This window comes from Duganella sp. Root198D2 (assembly GCF_001428585.1).
In the GTDB taxonomy this organism is placed as follows: Bacteria; Pseudomonadota; Gammaproteobacteria; order Burkholderiales; family Burkholderiaceae_D; genus Rugamonas.
On sequence record NZ_LMIC01000004.1, the window covers coordinates 1 to 17,624 of the forward strand.

Consider the following 17,624-nt stretch of genomic DNA (forward strand, 5'->3'; position numbering starts at 1 on the left):
TGTCCATAATTGAATTTGTGGGCACAACTGCTGTGCCAAAATTCGATCATGGATGGGGGCGATTCCTACGTCCAGACGGTGCTGGCTTTACGCTTACCCAGGAACAGGATTTTCCGGATTTTCTGCGAGAGGGAGATTCAAATACCTGAATGGCCAGCTTTCGATTACTCAAACGGGCCGGTCAAATCGCTACAACGTTTGGACTTGGTCTGACAGGTTCGTCCATAAGAAATGAAGATTTAGCTTGACCGTCTGCAACGGGGCGGAAGCGGCCATTCGCCTCTCCTTGAACGTGACCTCATGTAAGCCCAGGCATGGCGCAGACATTCGCAGCCATCGTTGAAGTATAACCTGGACGACACCCGAGGCGTGATCTTCACGTCGCGCAAGCAATGCAATATTGCTCTGCCGCAAACCCAAACGAAAGCTACCGCGCGGCCGGGATTCCATGTATAATTCACCGCTTGTGCGCTGCAACACATCAACGCAGCTGAAAATAACAACACAAATAGCAGCTTCGCGAAACTATCTGCCGCATTCCGAAACACTGGATGCCGCCTTAAAAGCCCCCCCGCCCTGCGTGTCGTAGTCCAATGACACCGTCCCGGCGCAAAGCTTTTGTGCCGAAATTTCTATACAAATAGAGTCGTTTCGTTCTGGTTTAGCGTAGCTTTTTTTCGCTTTTTACGAAAGATATACATGACTTTTGAAGCACTTGGTCTCAACACGTCCATCCTCAATGCACTGACCGAATCCGGCTACACCAAGCCGACCGGGGTCCAGGAGCAGGCAATCCCTGCGGCGATTGCGGGCAAGGACCTGTTGGTTTCCTCGCAAACCGGCTCCGGCAAGACCGCGGCCTTCATGCTGCCATCGCTGAACCGCCTGGCCGCAGACAGCTTCTCCGGCAACGCCGGCAAGACCGCAGCGCAGGAAGCGCAGTCGGCGCGCGCACGCGGCGAGCGCCCACGCTTCCGCCCTGCCCAGCCAAAAATGCTGGTGCTGACCCCGACCCGTGAACTGGCCCTGCAAGTCACCACCAACACCGCCAAGTACTGCTCGAACCTGCGCCAGATCCGCGCCGTGTCGATCCTGGGCGGCATGCCTTACCCGAAGCAGATGCAACTGCTGGCGAAGAATCCGGAAGTCCTGGTCGCGACCCCAGGCCGCCTGATCGACCATATGGAACAAGGCAAGATCGACTTCTCCCAACTCCAGATCCTGGTGCTGGACGAAGCCGACCGCATGCTGGACATGGGCTTCATCGACGACATCGAGAAGATCGTTGCCGCCACCCCTGCTTCGCGCCAGACCATGCTGTTCTCGGCAACCCTGGACGGCGTGGTGGGCAATATGGCCCGCCGCATCACCAAGGACCCGCTGACCATCCAGGTTAACAGCACCACCACCAAGCACGAAAACATCTCCCAGCGCGTGCACTTCGTGGACGACCTGTCGCACAAGAACCGCCTGCTGGACCACCTGCTGCGCGACGAAACCATGGACCAGGCAGTGGTCTTCACCGCCACCAAGCGTGACGCCGATACCATCGCCGACCGCCTGAACATCGCCGGCTTCTCCGCCGCCGCGCTGCACGGCGACATGCACCAGGGCGCGCGTAACCGCACCCTGGACGGCCTGCGCCGCGGTAACGTGAAGGTGCTGGTTGCAACCGACGTGGCGGCTCGCGGTATCGACGTGCCGAACATCACCCACGTGTTCAACTACGACCTGCCGAAGTTCCCTGAGGATTACGTGCACCGCATTGGCCGTACCGGCCGCGCAGGCCGCAATGGTGTCGCCGTTTCGCTGGTGAACCACGCGGAAAACATGCTGGTGCGCCGCATCGAGCGCCTGACCCACCAGCCGATCCCGGTCGAAGTGATCGAAGGCTTCGAGCCTAAGCGTGCAGCGCCTTCGCGTTCCGCAGCGCGTCCGGGCTGGAAACCAGGCGACGGCCGCAATGCCAAGCCGGGCCAGCGTTCGTTCTCGAACCCGCGTTCCGAAGGCAGCCACTATCGCAGCGAAGGCAATCCGTTTGCCGGCGAGCGTAAAGAAGGCGGCTTCCGCAACCGCAACGAAGGCGGCCAGCGTGCCGAAGGCGGTTTCCGTACCGAGCGCACCGATGGCGGCTTCCGCAACCGTAATGAAGGCGGCTTCCGCGCCGAGCGTCCAGCCGAAGGCGGTTTCCGCAATCGCGCCGACGGCGGTGGTTTCCGCGCTGAGCGTCCTGCAGAAGGCGGCGTCCGCAAGGAAGGCAGCGGTTTCCGTGAGCGCGGCGAGAGCACCTTCCGCAATCGCGACCGCGATGCCGGCGGTTTCAAAGGCCCACGTACCGATGCACCGCGCCGTCCATGGGGCGACCGCTAATCCTTAGCATGCAATAAGCAAGGCCGCCCGGGCAACCTGGCGGCCTTTTTTCTTTTGTACGTTACCGAACGGAGCCGCCTTGAAAACGGCGCGACACTGCGCCCATGAGAACAACCCTGATCGCCCTGTTAATAGCCAGCACGGGCGCGCATGCGGCCCAGGACTCGCCCTCCCCAACCGTGCGCGCCCAAGTGCTGCTGGACCGGGCCAACTTCTCCGGTGGCCAGATCGATGGCGCGGCTGGCAGCAATATGCGGCAGGCCCTGGCCGGCTTCCAGCGGGCGCATAACTTGCCGCAGACAGGCAAGCCGGATGACGCAACGCTGGCTGCGCTTGACGACGGCCAACCGGTGCTGGCCGAATACACCATCACCGATGCCGATGTCGCCGGGCCGTTCGAGCCGGTGCCCGAGGAAATGGCCGATAAGGCAAAGATGCAGGCGCTGGGCTACTCGAGTGCTGCCGAAGCCTTGGGAGAACGCTTCCACGCCAGCCCCGCCTTGCTGCGCAAGCTAAATCCAGGCAAGGATATCGAACAGGCGGGCACGCGCATCCTGGTGCCGAATATCGGCGGCGAGCGTCCCTTGCCGAAAGCCGCCAGCCTGGTGGTGGACCGCAGCGCCAGCACCGTGACCCTGCTCGATGCGGGCGGCAAGGTGATTGCGCAGGTGCCCGCCAGTACCGGCAGCGAGCATGATCCGCTGCCGATCGGACAGTGGAAAGTGAATGGCGTGGCACGCAACCCGCCCTTCCACTACAACCCGCAATTGTTCTGGGATGCGCGGCCTGGCGAGAGCAAGGCCACCATCCCGCCCGGACCGAACAACCCGGTCGGCGTCGTGTGGATCGACCTGTCGAAAGATCATTACGGCATCCACGGCACACCGGAACCCGCCAAGATCGGCAAAACGCAGTCGCACGGCTGCATCCGGCTCGCCAACTGGGACGCCGCGCGCGTCGCCGATGCCGTGGGGCCCGGGACGCCAGTCGTGCTTCAGGAATAAGGAGGCTGCCATGAGACCCATAGGCGCATTCGGTACCCTGATTGCCGGCATCGTCCTTGGTGCCGCGGGCACGCTGCTGTTGCTTAGCCGCGTGCCGCTCGATAACCGCGAGACCGCGGCCATTACGATTCCCGGCGACCGGCCAGCGCCTGTGACGCCGACGGTACCGGCGGCTAACTCCCCCGTGATCGAACCAGCGGCGACCGGACCCGCACCGGTACTCGCGCCGGCCCAGGCGGCACCTGTCGCTCCGCCGCAAGTGGCCAGCGCCGGCAAGGCGGGCGACTCCCTGGCCGGCATGCGCCCGGCCGATACCAGCGGAACTGGCGGCCTGGTAGCCAGCGGAAGCGGCAGCTCGCTCATGATCCCCGTGGCCGGCGTGAAGCCCGCACAAATCCAGGATACCTATAGCCAGCCGCGCGGTTCCGAACGCATGCATGAAGCGCTGGACATCCTCGCGCCCATCGGCACGCCGGTCTACGCGGTGGCGGACGGCAGGATCGCCAAGCTGTTCACCAGCAAACCCGGCGGCCTGACGATCTACCAGTTTGACCCGAACGAGAAATACTCCTACTACTACGCCCACCTGGACCACTATGCCACCGCGCTAAAAGAAGGCCAGCAGGTAAAGCGCGGGGAACTGATAGGCTATGTGGGCACCACCGGCAATGCCGATCCCGCGGCGCCGCACCTGCATTTCGCCATGTTTGAACTGGGCCAGGAAAAGAACTGGTGGCAGGGCAAACCGGTCAACCCCTACCCTCTGCTTGCTCACCAGTGACGGACGCGACCCGTGTCCATGTGCACGAACTGTGACGTCGGGTAGTAGCCAACGCCACCGCTTTTCAACGCCAGCGCGGCCTTGTGCAGCCGTTCCAGGTCGCGCCCCGGGATGCGCACGTCAATCGCCTTCCCTTCGATATGCATGCTGTGCTTCGCCACGCCGCCACTGGCCTCGGCCAGCTTCTGGTTGGACTCCGGCGAGCGATAGCCCGATATCACGTGGATCACTTCATGGTTACTGAACTGCGCGCTGACACGGTCGAGCAGCAGAATCAGCTCGGGATCGATGGCTGCGATCTTGTCGTTGCGATGGTCGCGCAGCAGGTGGTTGATATCCTGCAGCGCCTCAGGGATGAACTGTCCTTCGGCCCAGAACATGGTGCGCAGGGTTTCGCCGGTATGCGTGTTGTAGAAGCGCAGGCTACGCTCATGCGGCGCCGCAATGGCTGCGCGCGCCATCGCCGGCAACGCCAAGGCCGAAGCCACAGCGACGGAACTCTTGAGGAATGATCTGCGCTGGTTCATGACTGTAGTCTACCGCTGACACCGATATGAATGTTTTTATGGCGCGCGGCAAGAAGTTTCGATATACTTGATTACTCAAGCACTTTTCAATGATCAATCATGGATAACGCACTCGAATTCTGCCTGCGCCTTGCGCGCGCCCACGCCACCATCATTCGCCGCCTCGACACTGTGCTGGGCGGCCACCACGGCCTGAGTTTCAGCGACTTCATGCTGCTGCAAAGCCTCGCCAATGCGCCGGGCGGCCGCCTGCGCCGCGTCGACCTGGCCGACCGCCTGGGACTGACCGCTTCCGGCGTCACGCGCACCCTGCTGCCGCTGGAGAAAACCGGCTGGGTGGCACGCCAGGCCGACGAACGCGACGCGCGCGTCGGTTATGCCGTGATTACGGCCGCAGGGCACGCGCTGCTCGACAACGCCCAGCGCACCGCCAACGAATATGCAGCGGACCTGCTGCGCCACTCAAACGACGAAGAGCTGGCGCCATTGAACGCCGTTCTCGCCAACCTGATCGGACCCCAATAATGACTCCCAGTCCCAGCCTGAAATCCAATGCCAATTTCCGCTGGCTGCTCAGCGGCGGCATCCTGTCCATGCTGGGCGATCAATTCACGCTGATCGCCCTGCCCTGGCTCGTACTGAAACTCACCGGCGACCCGCTGTCGCTTGGCCTGGTGCTTGCCCTGTTGGGCGCACCGCGCGCCATCTTCATCCTGATCGGCGGCGCCGTGGTGGACCGCTATTCACCGAAGCGCGTGCTGATGCTGACCAAGCATGCCAGCGCCTTGCTGGTAGGCGCCCTGGCCGTGCTTGCGCTGACCGGCAACGCGACGCTGCCGCTGGTCTACGCACTGTCGCTCGGCATCGGCCTGGCGCAGGCGTTTGCTTTTCCGTCCGGCAGTTCAATCATGCCGCGCACCATTCCGCCGGAACTGCTGCAGGCCGCCAACGGCGCCACCATGGGCGTGCGCCAGGTCGGCATGCTTGTCGGGCCTTTGCTTGCCGCGCTGCTGCTGGCTATCGGCGATGCAGGCGATGCGACGGGCGGCATGCGCGCGCTCGGCCTGGCTTTCGCGTTCGACAGCCTGAGCTTCATGGCCTCAGCATGGACCTTGTCCCGCGTGGTGCCGCTGGGAGGAGCGAAGCCGCCGGTGCCGCAAAACGTGCTGCATGCGGTCGGCGAAGGCTTGCTGGCAGTATGGCGCGACGCGGAGATGCGCACTTGCTTCGCCTACTGGGGCCTGGTGTCGGTGCTGATCGGCGGCACCATGCAGGTAGCCCTGCCCGTGCTGGCCAAAGAGCGCCTGCATGATGGCTCCGCCTTCGGCCTGCTGATGGCCGCCCACGGCGCCGGCATGCTGGCGGGCATGGCATTCTCCGGCATGACCGCCAAGTACAACGCTGGGAAGCCGGTGCGTATTGGCCTGCTCGCCTTGTCGGTCGATGCCATGGCCGGCCTGTTGATCATGCCGCTGGGCCTGATCACCGCGGCGTGGCAAGGTGGTTTGCTCCTGCTGTCGCTCGGCGCGCTGGTGGGCCTGGTGCAGGTGGCCGTGTTCACCTGGATCCAGAAGCGCGTACAGCCGCAGATGATGGGGCGCATCATGAGCATCTTCATGTTCATCCTGTTCGGCCTGGCGCCATTGTCTTCGGCGGCAACCGGCTGGATCATGCAAAGCGCGACCCTGCCGCAAATGTTCTTCGGCGGTGGCGTAATCCTGGTGGTTTGCGCTACGCTTGCGTTGCTGTTCACGCCGATGCGCCGCATCGCAACCGCTGCTTAGGATCTCGTACATGGAAACAAAATGGCTGGAAGATTTTATCTCGCTGGTTGAAACGAATAGTTTCAGCCGCTCCGCGCAACTGCGCCACGTCACGCAGCCAGCGTTTTCGCGGCGCATCCAGTCGCTGGAAAACTGGCTGGGCATGGACTTGATCGACCGCACTTCCTACCCCACGCGCGTGACGCCGGCGGGTCTGGTGTTCTACGAGCAGGCGCTGGAAATGCTCAGCCAGATCAATGGCGTGCGCGAACTGTTGCGCGGCAAGCGGGCAGCGGCGCAGAACAGCATCGACCTTGCGGTGCCGCACACGCTGTCGCTGACCTTCGTCCCGAAATGGATCACGCAGCTGGAAAAGGAATTCGCGCCGATCAATTCGCGCCTGATGGCCTTGAACGTGCACGATGCGGTGCTGCAGCTGGTGGAAGGCGGCTGCGACCTTCTGCTTTGCTACCACCATCCGCGCCAGCCGGTGCAGCTTGATCCGGGGCGCTACGACATGCTGGTACTGGGGCGCGAGGCTTTGCGCGCTTATGCACGCTGCGACAAGGCGAAGCTGCCGGAGTTCGTGCTGCCGGGGCGGAAGACCTCGCCGCTGCCCTTCCTTTCCTACACCACCAATGCCTATTTGGGGCGCATGGTCGACCTGATCGTAGCGGATGCGAAGCAGGCTTTGCACCTTGAGACCCACTACGAAACCGATATGGCGGAAGGCTTGAAGATGATGGCGCTCGAGGGACGCGGGATCGCCTTCCTGCCTGAATCGGCAGTGACACGCGAGGTGAAACAGAAGCTGCTGGCGCCTGCCGATGGCGGGCGGGCGGAATGGGAAATCGAGATGGAGATCCGGCTTTATCGCGAGCGGCCAAGCACGGCGCGGCCTGGGAAAGCCATCGTGGCGCGTTTGTGGGAGCACTTGGCGGAAAGGCAAAAGCCCGCTTCGGCGAAACGGCGCGTGCCGGCTTCGGACCGCTAAAACCGGTAAACCAGTGTCAGACCCACAGGGTCTGACACTGGTTTACCGGTTTGTAGTTTTGGTTCAGAAACATGCCATTCCGACACGTTATGCAAATTTTGCATAACCGGATGCGCACTCGGCATTGGCTTCGGCTATTGCGCAGGAATAAGATTCGCCGCGTTACCGAACAACCTGAGCGAGTCACACAATGACCAACCACGTCTTGCCGTCTTACCTCAACGCTGAAGATCTCGGCCCTTGGGGCCAGTACCTGAAACAAATTGATCGCGTCACCCCTCACCTGGGCGGCCTGTCCCGCTGGGTTGAAACCCTGAAGCGCCCAAAGCGCATCCTCGTTGTCGACGTTCCGATCGAACGTGACGACGGCTCGATCGCCCACTACGAAGGCTATCGCGTTCAACACAATATGTCGCGCGGCCCTGGCAAGGGTGGCGTACGCTTCCATCAGGATGTAACCCTGTCGGAAGTAATGGCCCTTTCGGCATGGATGACGGTGAAAAACGCCGCCGTCAACGTGCCATACGGTGGCGCAAAAGGTGGTATCCGTGTCGATCCAAAGACCCTGTCCAAAGGTGAACTGCAGCGCCTGACCCGCCGCTACACCAGCGAGATCAGCCTGATCATTGGCCCGACCAAGGATATCCCTGCGCCGGACGTCAACACCAACGAACAGGTGATGGCGTGGATGATGGACTCCTACGCCATGATCGAAGGCAACCTGTCGACCGGCGTCGTAACCGGCAAGCCGATCTCGATGGGCGGCTCGCTGGGCCGTCGTGAAGCAACCGGCCGCGGCGTGTTCGTGACCGGCCGTGAAGCTGCTGCAAAGCGCGGCGTGGCAATCGCCGGCGCACGCATTGCAATCCAGGGCTTCGGCAACGTGGGCGGCATCGCTGCCAACATGTTCGCTGATGCCGGCTCGAAGATCATCGCAGTGCAGGATCACACCGGCACCGTGGTGCACCAGGGCGGCCTGAATGTGGCTGAACTGCACAAGCACGTAGCGGAAACCGGCGGTGTCGCTGGCTTCGCAGGTGCAGAAGCAACCCAGGACCGCGATTCCTTCTGGGGCATCGAGTCCGACATCCTGGTACCGGCAGCACTGGAACAGCAGATCACCGCCAAGAACGCCGGCCAGATCCGCACCAAGATCATCCTGGAAGGCGCCAACGGCCCAACCACCCCTGAAGCGGACGACATCCTGAACGAAAAAGACATCCTGATCGTTCCGGACGTACTGTGTAACGCCGGCGGCGTGACCGTGTCCTACTTCGAATGGGTGCAGGACTTCTCCTCCTTCTTCTGGAGCGAGGAAGAAATCAATGCACGCCTGACCCGCATCATGCAGGACGCGTTCAACTCCGTGTGGGAAGTGTCGCAAGAGAAGAAAGTCTCGCTGCGCACCGCAACCTTCATCCTGGCCTGCACCCGCGTGCTGGCCGCCCGCGAAGTTCGTGGCCTGTACCCTTAATCACACGCAAGCAGGGGCGCCCGCGTAGCGCCCTGCAGCATACGCCCGCACCGGCTAAACTGGCCTGTAGCGGGCGTTTTTCGCAGAACAAAAGGAGAAGTACAGAATGAGCAGTCTTGAACAAAAGGCACTGGAATATCACAAGGCCGGCACGCCCGGCAAAGTGGCCATTGCAGTGACCAAGAGCGTCGCCAGCCAGGAAGACCTGGCCCTGGCCTACTCGCCTGGCGTAGCGGCGCCTTGCGTGGAAATCGCACGCGATCCGGCACTGGCCTATGAATACACGGCCAAAGGCAACCTGGTGGCAGTCATCACCAACGGCACCGCGGTGCTGGGCCTGGGCAATATCGGCGCACTGGCCGGCAAGCCGGTCATGGAAGGCAAGTCCATCCTGTTCAAGAAATTCGCCGGCATCGATTCCTTCGACATCGAACTGGACGAAACCGATCCGGACAAGCTGGTCGATATTATCGCAGCCATGCATCCGACCTTCGGCGGCATCAACCTGGAAGACATCAAGGCGCCGGAGTGCTTCTACATCGAGCGCAAGCTGCGTGAACGCCTGAGCATTCCGGTGTTCCACGACGACCAGCACGGCACCGCGATTGTGGTCGGCGCGGGCATGCTGAACGCCGTTGAAATGACCGGCCGCGATATCGCCGAGGTGAAGATCGTCTGCTCCGGCGCCGGCGCAGCGGCCATCGCCTGCCTGGAACTGCTGGTGGACATCGGTGCACGCCGCGAGAACATCTTCGTATGCGACTCCAAAGGCGTGCTGAGCAGGGCCCGCAACCTGACCGGCGAGAAAGCCGACTGGGCGCAGGACACTAATGCCACCACCCTGTCCGACGTGATGGAAGGCGCAGACGTGTTCCTCGGCGTATCCGGTCCTGGCGTACTGTCGCAAGCCGACGTGCAACGCATGAAGAAGCAGCCGATCGTGTTCACCCTGGCCAACCCGGAGCCGGAACTGCGTCCGGAACTGGTACGCGAAGTGGCACCGGACGCGATCATCGCCACCGGCCGCTCCGACTACCCGAACCAGATCAACAACGCGCTGTGCTTCCCATACCTGTTCCGCGCCGCGCTGGACACCGGCGCCACCACTATCAACCAGGAAATGAAGCGCGCCTGCGTGACCGCCCTGGCCGGCCTGGCGCACAGTGATGCCCGCTTCGGCAAAGACTACGTGGTACCCGGCCTGCTGGACGACCGCCTGCTGCCAACCGTCACCCCGAAGATCGCGCAAGCCGCGATGCGCAGCGGCGTCGCCCGGAAAGAGCTCGACATGACCGCCTACTTCGAACGCCTCGAAGCACTCGGCAAGCACCTTCTGTAATTAAAGTCGGGGTCAGCTCCGGCAATCGGACATTTCGCGCTGCGCGCAGCGCGAAATGTCCGATTGCCGGAGCTGACCCCGACTTTCATTTGTGGTGGGAGGCGATCCAGTCGTCGACTACACGCTCCAGCACCATCATCGGCAAAGCGCCGTGGCTCAGGACTTCATTATGGAAGTCCTTGAGGTCGAACTTGTCGCCCAGTTCGCTGCGCGCCTTCTCGCGTAATCCCAGTATCGACAGCATCCCCACCTTGTAGGCCAGCGCTTGTCCAGGCGAGACGATGTAGCGTTCCACTTCCGCGGTCGCTTCCTGTTCGGACATGCCGGTATTTTCCATCATGTATTCGATGGCTTCCTCATGCTTCCAGCGTTTGTAGTGAATGCCGGTGTCAACTACCAGCCGTGCGGCCCGCATCATGTCGTCGCGCAATCGGCCCAACTGGTCCAGCGGATCGGGGGTCAGGCCCATTTCGGAAGCCAGCCGCTCCGCATACAGTCCCCAACCTTCCTGGTATGCAGAAAAACTGATCACGCGGCGGAAAAACGGCACACCCTTCATCTCCTGCGCCAGCGATACCTGGAAATGGTGGCCCGGCATGACTTCGTGGAAGACCGTGCTGCGCATGCCGAACTTCGGCGTGTCTTTCAGCGAGCGCAAGTTCGCATAGAACACGCCGGGCCGCGAGCCATCCATTGCACCTGGTATGTAATAGGCGCTGGGCGCGGTTGCGGCCGATTCGATGGGGGCAGGACGCACTTCGATCGCAGCCTTGGGGCGCGTAGTAAATGCGCCGGCCAGCTTTTCGTCGGCTTCCTTCATGATGGCGCGATATTCGGCCAGCATTTCCTTGCGGCCTTCGTCGGTATCGGGATAGCGGTACTTCGGATCGCGCTGCAGCTGCTGCATGCGCTCGCCGACGCTCCCCTCCTCCAGCCCGATCTGGCGCAGCAGCCGGTCCATGATGCCGGTGATGCGGTCGACATCGGCCAGCCCCAGTTCATGCACGCGCTGCGGGGTCAGGTTGGTCGAGGTGTGATAGCGCACGCACCAGGCGTAATATTCGTCGCCGTTCGGCAGCGCCCAGGCGCCATCGTTGGAGTGCGCACGTCCTTGCAGGTCGACGAAATGGCGGATCAATCCGGCATAGGCCGGATACACGCTCTTCTGGATTGCGTCAGCCACGCCCTGCAGCAATTCATCGCGCACCTTCTCACTCATGTCGGACAGCGGAATCGCGTCAAGCTTGGACTTGAAGCTGGTGTACAGCATGTTCTCGCGCGCCGGTCGGCCGGCGAAGCCATGCATCTGCAACAGCACTTTCTCGACCAGGAACTGCGGCGGCAGGATACCGGCGGCTTGCTGTGCGCGCAGGCTCTCGATCAATTGTTCGAACTTGCGCGGGAATTTCTGCAGGCGGGCGATATAGCTTTCCGCTTCGCTGCGGTTGCTGACGCGATGTACGTCGTTCATGAATTCAGGCAGCGCGCTTTGCAGGCCGTGCACCTGGTTGACCGGAAATTCATGCAGCTGGAAGCGCTCGCCTTCCACCATGGTGCCCAGATAATAATGCAGCGTGTCGTAGGACAGCTGCGCCTCGCGTCCCAGCTCGTTGCGGTCATAGCGATCGAGCATGGCCAGGTTGTCCTTCATGTCCTGGAAGATCTCGTGCCGGCGCCGGGGCGATTCGTCGTCCAGCCGTGAGCTGGAAAAATCCAGCCAGCCCGGCAGCACGTGCAGGCGGGACATCATCTCCGGGCTCTTCAGCGCGGCCGCGGCAAAGCCGCGCATGTAAAACCACTCGAGCTTGAGCGGTTTCGAATACCACGTTTGCGTCAACAGCACGGCGCCGGCGCACAAGGCGGCAGTAGCACCGGTCAATCCCCAGACCGCGATTTTTTTGGCATTGATCTCCATGCACGAAATATTACAGTATCATGCCGCTTGGCCAGCCATCAGCTGGCGGATTTGATAACAGACCGGAGATCCCGAATGACCTTACGCCTGCTGGTATTGGGCGCCGCCATCGCTGCGGCTACCAATGCCGTTGCCGCCCCGCGCGGCCTGACCATCGAAGACCTGGCGAGCATGGACCGTGTCGGCAGCCCTGTGCTGTCGCCGGATGCAAGCCGCGTGGTGTACACCGTGCGCGCCACCAATATGGAAAAGAACCGCGGCATCACGCAACTGTGGATGATCGACCTGAAGGCCGCCAAGGCGGCACCGGTCCAGCTGACCCAGCACGATGCCAGTAGCAGCCAGCCGCAATGGTCCCCTTCCGGCGATGCCGTGTACTTCGTCAGCGGCCGCTCGGGTTCCGCGCAAGTGTGGCGCCTGCCGATGAACGCCGGCGGCGAAGCCGTTCGGATCACCGATTACCCGCTGGGCGTGGAGAGCTTCCGCCTGTCGCCAAAGGGCGACCGCCTGGCCATGGCCTTTGAAGTGTTCCGCGATTGCGCCGACCTGGCCTGCACCAAAAAACGCCTGGACGACAAGTCCAAGAACAAGGCCACCGGCATGCTGTACAACGAAATGTTCGTGCGCCACTGGGATACCTGGGCCGACGGCCGCCGCAATGTGCTGTACTCGGCGCCGATCGACGCCGCAGGCAAGGCAGGCGCACCGGTCAGCCTGAGCGGCGCGCTGGACGGCGACGTGCACTCCAAGCCTTTCGGCGACAACGCCGACTACCAGTTCTCGCCGGACGGCGAGAAGGTGGTGTTCTCGGCACGCGTGGCCGGCAAGGCCGAATCCTGGTCCACCAACTTCGACCTGTATGAAGTACCTGCCGCCGGCGGCGCTGCCCCGCGCAACCTGACTGCGGAAAATCCGGCATGGGATGCCAAGCCTTCCTTCTCCCCGGATGGCAAGACCATGGCCTACCTGATGATGAAGCGCCCGGGCTTCGAAGCCGACCGCTTCCACCTGGTACTGATGGATGTCGCCACCGGTAAGAAGCGCGTGGTAGCACAGGACTGGGACCGCTCGATCGCCGACTACAAGTGGCGCACCGACGGCAAGGCCCTGCTGGCCAACGCCGACGATATCGGCAACCACCGCCTGTTCTCGATCGATGCCGCATCCGGCAAGGTCACCGCGCTCACCGGCAAAGGCTACGCTGGCGAATTCGATACCCAAAAAGACACCGTGATCTCCGCCGCGGCCTCGCTGGGCGGCGCGGCGCAACTGGTCAAGCTGAAGACCGAGGGCGCCGAGCAGAAAGGCACCCAACTGACCTGGGCCAACGCTGATCGCCTGAAAGACGTCAAGATGGCGGAGTACGAACAGTTCTCCTTCAAAGGTGCGAACGGCGAAACCGTGTACGGCCACGTGATGAAGCCTTGGAACTACGAACCGGGCAAGAAATACCCGGTGGCCTTCCTGGTGCACGGCGGCCCGCAGGGCAGCTTCGGCAATAGCTGGAGCTACCGCTGGAATCCGCAGGTGTATGCCGGCGCCGGCTACGCTTCGGTGTTCATCGACTTCCACGGTTCGACCGGCTACGGCCAGGGCTTCACCGATTCGATCAGCAACGACTGGGGCGGCAAGCCGCTGGAGGACCTGCAGAAAGGCCTGGCGGCAGCCGTCGCCAAGTACGACTTCCTGGACGGCCAGAACGCCTGCGCCCTGGGCGCATCCTACGGCGGCTTCATGATGAACTGGATCGAAGGCAACTGGAGCGACGGCTTCAAGTGCATCGTCAACCACGACGGCGTATTCGACCAGCGCGGCATGGCCTACTCCACCGAAGAGCTGTGGTTCACCGAATGGGACAACGGCGGCACCTACTACGCCAACCCGAACGGCTACGAGAAGTTCAACCCGGTGCACCATGTGGCCAAATGGAAGACCCCGATGCTGGTGGTACAGGGCGACCTGGACTTCCGCATCCCGACCGCACAGGCACTGGGCACCTTCACCGCGCTGCAGCGCCAGGGCATCGAGTCCAAGCTGCTGGTATTCCCCGACGAGAACCACTGGGTGCTGAAGCCTGCCAATTCGATCCTGTGGCACCACACCGTGATCGGCTGGCTGGATGACCACCTGAAGAAGAAATAAAGAACCAGAGCCGCCTCCGGGCGGCTTTTTTCATTCAAAAGCGCAGGTACGGAAGCCGTTGAAGATATCGTCCCGTTCCGGCAGGTAGAAATTGCGGAACTTGGCCGAGCCTAGCCGCGACGGCGTGGCGAACGAAGCACCACGCAGCACCTGGTGGGTGCTGAACCACGGCGCCGAATACTCGCGATAGCGGTCGGCAGTAAAACCGGGATACGGCTCGAACGGCGACGCCGTCCACTCCCACAATTGCCCCCAGCGGAAAGCCGGATGGCCATGCAGGGCAGCATATTCCCATTCCATCTCAGTCGGCAGCCGGCGGTTGGCCCAGGCGCAGTAGGCCTGGGCCTCGTATAAGGACACATGCCGCACCGGTTCATGCGCCGCCAGGGTTGTGAGCCGGCCGAAGCGCATGGTGCGCCACTGCCCATTGTCGCGGCGCCAGTAGCGCGGTGCTGAACGCTCCTGCCGCAGCAGCCAGTCGGTGCCGGAATTGCTCCAGAATTCGCGCCGCTCATAGCCGCCGTCTTCCACGAAGTCGGCGTACTGGGCGTTGGTCACCAGCGTGGAATCCATGCGGAACGGCGCAACGTAGCAGGGATGGGCGAATTTCTCGTTATCGAAGATGAAGCCCCCCGTATCCGCTGCGCTCCCCAGTTGCAGCGTGCCGCCTGGGAAGCCAATGTCGCCCGGCGCACCGGAAGCTCGTTCGTCGTGGGTCAGGTGGGCCGGCGCCTGCAAGCCCAGGGTTTGCAAGGTATAGAGGAAGGCCTCGCCGTGCATATCCTCGTGGGCCAGCGCCAGCCGGTACGGGTACAGCGCTTCGTCCGTATTCGCTTCACGCGACAATTTGTCCAGGACGCGATCAAGCACTTCGTGGCAGTAGGTCTTGACACCGCCGGTAGTCGGCAGGTCGAGGCTCCAGCGGCTGCGGTGCGGCACCATATTGGAATCGAACCAGTCGTCGCCTTTGCGCAGCAAGGACATGTACAGCGCATCCGCCGGATGGCTGGAAATCGCTTCGCGCAACACGAACCATTCGGCAAACCAGGCGGTGTGGCCCAGCTCCCACAACGGCGGATTCACGATGCGAATTTGCGGCACGCGCATCGAGACATCCATGCCGGCGGCGGCAAAGCATTCGAAAAGGCTCAGCGTATAATGGCGCGCAGCCTGTAAGGCATCGGCAAGTTGCTGTGTTCGGGCGGTACGGAACGAGGCGTGGATGGCATTCATGGATCGATTGTAGCGATATTTGGGCAAAATACACCAGTGAGCAAGCAGACAATCTGCATCGTCAGCCCGGCGCTGGCACAAGCCAACAATGGCAACTGGCAAACGGCCCGCCGCTGGGCGCAATTCCTGCGCACGCGCTACCAGGCCGACATCGCTTCCGACTGGCCAGCCGCTGCGGCGCCGGACCTGCTGGTCGCACTCCATGCGCGCCGCTCGGCCGCAGCGCTGGCGCACTTCTGCGCAGCGTATCCCGCCCGTCCCACCATATTGGTGCTGACCGGTACCGACCTGTACCGCGACATCCGCAGCGACGCCGACGCGCAAGCCTCGCTGGAGCGCGCCAGCGCGCTGGTGCTGCTGCAGCCGGCCGGGCTGGACGAACTGCCGCCCCACCTGCGCGCCAAGGCCCACGTCATCTATCAATCGGCGCCGGCACTGCAGCCAGCGGTCCGCGCCGCGGCGCCGCAGCGTCACGAAATCCTGATGGTCGGCCACCTGCGCGAAGAAAAAGACCCGCGCACGTTCATGCTGGCAGCCGCGCACGTGACGGCCCGCACCGCCCGCCTGACACATATCGGCGGCGTTCTCGAACCCGCGCTCGGCGACGCCGCCACCGCGGCCAACGCAGCCTGGCCGGGACGCTACCAGTGGCTCGGTCCCCTGCCCCACGCCGACACCCGCCAGCGCCTGAAGCACGCCCACGCCATGGCCATCTGCTCGCGCATGGAAGGCGGCGCCAACGTCATCATTGAGGCCGTGACCAGCGGCGTTCCCGTGCTGGCCAGCGATATCAGCGGCAACCGCGGCATGCTGGGCGACGACTACCTTGGCTACTTCCCGCTGGGCGACGCGCAAGCACTGGCCAAGCTGATTGACAAAAGCATCAACGTCCCCGGCTGGTATGCAGAGCTGCAAGAACAATGCGCCCGCCGCGCCCGACTTTTCACTCCCGAAGCCGAGCAGGCAGCCCTGCTCGACTTGGTGGATAATCTGCTCCATACGAACTGAAAGACCCCATCATGAGCACTGAACCAATCAAACTCACCTCCTTCTCCCACGGCGGCGGCTGCGGCTGCAAGATCGCGCCGGGCGTGCTGTCCGAGATCCTGAAGAACACCAACGGCTTCCCGCTGCCGAAGGAACTGATGGTCGGCATCGAAACCGCCGATGACGCCGCGGTCTACAAGCTGAATGACGAGCAAGCGCTGATCGCCACCACCGACTTCTTCATGCCGATCGTCGACGATCCGTTCGACTTTGGCCGCATCGCAGCCACCAACGCCATCTCCGACGTGTACGCCATGGGAGGCACCCCGATCATGGCGCTGGCATTGGTCGGCATGCCGGTCAACAAACTGCCGATCGACGTAATCGGGAAGATCATCAAAGGCGGCGAATCGATCTGCAACGAGGCAGGCATCCCGATTGCCGGCGGCCACACCATCGATTCCGTTGAACCGATCTACGGCCTGGTGGTCCTGGGCCTGGTGCACCCGTCGAAAGTGAAGCGCAACGCCGATGCCAAGGCTGGCGACGTGCTGGTGCTGGGCAAGCCGCTGGGCGTGGGCGTGCTGTCCGCCGCCCTGAAGAAAGGCGTGCTGGGCGACGAGGGCTACAAGGCCATGATCGACAACACCACCAAGTTGAACAAGCCGGGCAAAGCTTTGTCCGAGCTGCCAGGCGTGCACGCGCTGACCGACGTTACCGGCTTTGGCCTGCTGGGCCACCTGCTGGAACTGGCGCGCGGCGCCAAGCTGACCGCCAAGCTGAATATGTCGCAAATCCCGCTGCTGCCAGGGGTCGAAAAGCTGGCGCATGACGGCTTCTTCACCGGCGCTTCCGGCCGCAACTGGGACGCCTACGGCAAGGACGTGCTGCTGTCGCCGAACATCAGCCAGCCGCAGCACACGCTGCTGACCGATCCGCAAACTTCCGGCGGCCTGCTGGTGTCCTGCGATCCGTCCAGCGTTGACGAAGTGCTGGACCTGTTCCGCAGCCACGGCTTCGAACACGCCGCCGTCATTGGCGAAATGGCCGCCGGCGAGCCGCGCGTGCAAGTGGCGGCGTAAGCCGCGACTCGCC

The 17,624-nt window shown here is 62.8% G+C and carries 14 protein-coding genes; 11 read left to right on the forward strand and 3 right to left on the reverse strand.

The features are described 5' to 3' along the window. Nucleotides 1-699 precede the first annotated feature (699 nt). The 3 genes from ASE26_RS06170 to ASE26_RS06180 all read left to right on the forward strand — a co-directional run bounded on the left by ASE26_RS06170 (nt 700) and on the right by ASE26_RS06180 (nt 4,155). The gene (locus tag ASE26_RS06170) at nt 700-2,370 is read left to right on the forward strand and encodes a DEAD/DEAH box helicase (RefSeq protein WP_055934524.1); all 1,671 of its coding nucleotides are present in this window, start codon (nt 700-702) and stop codon (nt 2,368-2,370) included. Nucleotides 2,371-2,474: 104 nt separating this feature from the next. Further along, nucleotides 2,475-3,374, forward strand: coding sequence for a L,D-transpeptidase (locus tag ASE26_RS06175; RefSeq protein WP_055934525.1), 900 nt, complete (start codon nt 2,475-2,477; stop codon nt 3,372-3,374). A gap of 10 nt (nt 3,375-3,384) precedes the next feature. Next, on the forward strand, nt 3,385-4,155 hold the full coding sequence (locus ASE26_RS06180; RefSeq protein WP_055934527.1) for a M23 family metallopeptidase: 771 nt from the start codon (nt 3,385-3,387) through the stop codon (nt 4,153-4,155). Here the strand turns inward: ASE26_RS06180 and ASE26_RS06185 are convergent. Continuing rightward, a complete protein-coding gene (locus ASE26_RS06185) occupies nt 4,146-4,682 on the reverse strand; it encodes a DUF882 domain-containing protein (RefSeq protein WP_055934529.1) in 537 nt (178 codons plus the stop codon). The two genes, ASE26_RS06180 and ASE26_RS06185, sit on opposite strands and share 10 nt — an antisense overlap. Before the next feature lie 99 nt (nt 4,683-4,781). On the opposite strand from ASE26_RS06185, the gene ASE26_RS06190 reads away from it, so the two are divergent. The 5 genes from ASE26_RS06190 to ASE26_RS06210 all read left to right on the forward strand — a co-directional run bounded on the left by ASE26_RS06190 (nt 4,782) and on the right by ASE26_RS06210 (nt 10,252). Beyond that, a complete protein-coding gene (locus ASE26_RS06190; RefSeq protein WP_055934531.1) occupies nt 4,782-5,207 on the forward strand; it encodes a MarR family winged helix-turn-helix transcriptional regulator in 426 nt (141 codons plus the stop codon). Then, complete coding sequence (locus ASE26_RS06195; RefSeq protein WP_055934533.1) at nt 5,207-6,466, forward strand: MFS transporter; 1,260 nt, start codon at nt 5,207-5,209, stop codon at nt 6,464-6,466. The genes ASE26_RS06190 and ASE26_RS06195 overlap by 1 nt, the downstream gene beginning before the upstream one ends. 10 nt (nt 6,467-6,476) lie before the next feature. After that, entirely contained in the window at nt 6,477-7,439 is a 963-nt protein-coding gene (locus ASE26_RS06200) for a LysR family transcriptional regulator (RefSeq protein ID WP_055934535.1), read from the forward strand. 190 nt (nt 7,440-7,629) lie between these two features. Then, entirely contained in the window at nt 7,630-8,913 is a 1,284-nt protein-coding gene (locus ASE26_RS06205; protein ID WP_055934537.1) for a Glu/Leu/Phe/Val dehydrogenase, read from the forward strand. A gap of 106 nt (nt 8,914-9,019) precedes the next feature. Further along, entirely contained in the window at nt 9,020-10,252 is a 1,233-nt protein-coding gene (locus ASE26_RS06210; protein WP_055934539.1) for a malic enzyme-like NAD(P)-binding protein, read from the forward strand. Nucleotides 10,253-10,337: 85 nt separating this feature from the next. Here ASE26_RS06210 and ASE26_RS06215 read toward each other — a convergent pair whose 3' ends face one another. Beyond that, complete coding sequence (locus ASE26_RS06215; protein WP_057245782.1) at nt 10,338-12,167, reverse strand: DUF885 family protein; 1,830 nt, start codon at nt 12,165-12,167, stop codon at nt 10,338-10,340. A 75-nt stretch (nt 12,168-12,242) separates the two neighbouring features. Here ASE26_RS06215 and ASE26_RS06220 point away from each other — a divergent pair, with 75 nt between their 5' ends. Next, the gene (locus ASE26_RS06220) at nt 12,243-14,309 is read left to right on the forward strand and encodes a S9 family peptidase (RefSeq protein ID WP_055934543.1); all 2,067 of its coding nucleotides are present in this window, start codon (nt 12,243-12,245) and stop codon (nt 14,307-14,309) included. Between the two features lie 30 nt (nt 14,310-14,339). On the opposite strand, the gene senA is transcribed toward ASE26_RS06220, so the two are convergent. Beyond that, nucleotides 14,340-15,542 carry a selenoneine synthase SenA gene (senA, locus tag ASE26_RS06225; RefSeq protein ID WP_055934545.1) on the reverse strand — a complete coding sequence of 401 codons (1,203 nt, stop codon included), beginning with the start codon at nt 15,540-15,542 and terminating at the stop codon, nt 14,340-14,342. A gap of 36 nt (nt 15,543-15,578) precedes the next feature. Here senA and senB point away from each other — a divergent pair, with 36 nt between their 5' ends. Together senB and selD are read left to right on the forward strand one after the other, a co-directional pair. Continuing rightward, entirely contained in the window at nt 15,579-16,550 is a 972-nt protein-coding gene (senB, locus tag ASE26_RS06230; protein ID WP_055934547.1) for a selenoneine biosynthesis selenosugar synthase SenB, read from the forward strand. A gap of 11 nt (nt 16,551-16,561) precedes the next feature. Further along, entirely contained in the window at nt 16,562-17,611 is a 1,050-nt protein-coding gene (gene selD, locus ASE26_RS06235; RefSeq protein ID WP_055934549.1) for a selenide, water dikinase SelD, read from the forward strand. Nucleotides 17,612-17,624: the final 13 nt, after the last annotated feature.

Bases quoted from the DNA above. Each gene is read 5' to 3' on its own strand.
- ASE26_RS06220 (WP_055934543.1), top strand. From the start codon at position 12,243: ATGACCTTACGCCTGCTGGTATTGGGCGCCGCCATCGCTGCGGCTACC.
- ASE26_RS06190 (WP_055934531.1), top strand. From the start codon at position 4,782: ATGGATAACGCACTCGAATTCTGCCTGCGCCTTGCGCGCGCCCACGCC.
- ASE26_RS06215 (WP_057245782.1), bottom strand. From the start codon at position 12,167: ATGGAGATCAATGCCAAAAAAATCGCGGTCTGGGGATTGACCGGTGCT.
- ASE26_RS06210 (WP_055934539.1), top strand. From the start codon at position 9,020: ATGAGCAGTCTTGAACAAAAGGCACTGGAATATCACAAGGCCGGCACG.
- ASE26_RS06170 (WP_055934524.1), top strand. From the start codon at position 700: ATGACTTTTGAAGCACTTGGTCTCAACACGTCCATCCTCAATGCACTG.
- ASE26_RS06175 (WP_055934525.1), top strand. From the start codon at position 2,475: ATGAGAACAACCCTGATCGCCCTGTTAATAGCCAGCACGGGCGCGCAT.
- selD (WP_055934549.1), top strand. From the start codon at position 16,562: ATGAGCACTGAACCAATCAAACTCACCTCCTTCTCCCACGGCGGCGGC.
- ASE26_RS06195 (WP_055934533.1), top strand. From the start codon at position 5,207: ATGACTCCCAGTCCCAGCCTGAAATCCAATGCCAATTTCCGCTGGCTG.
- ASE26_RS06200 (WP_055934535.1), top strand. From the start codon at position 6,477: ATGGAAACAAAATGGCTGGAAGATTTTATCTCGCTGGTTGAAACGAAT.
- ASE26_RS06180 (WP_055934527.1), top strand. From the start codon at position 3,385: ATGAGACCCATAGGCGCATTCGGTACCCTGATTGCCGGCATCGTCCTT.
- senA (WP_055934545.1), bottom strand. From the start codon at position 15,542: ATGAATGCCATCCACGCCTCGTTCCGTACCGCCCGAACACAGCAACTT.
- ASE26_RS06185 (WP_055934529.1), bottom strand. From the start codon at position 4,682: ATGAACCAGCGCAGATCATTCCTCAAGAGTTCCGTCGCTGTGGCTTCG.
- ASE26_RS06205 (WP_055934537.1), top strand. From the start codon at position 7,630: ATGACCAACCACGTCTTGCCGTCTTACCTCAACGCTGAAGATCTCGGC.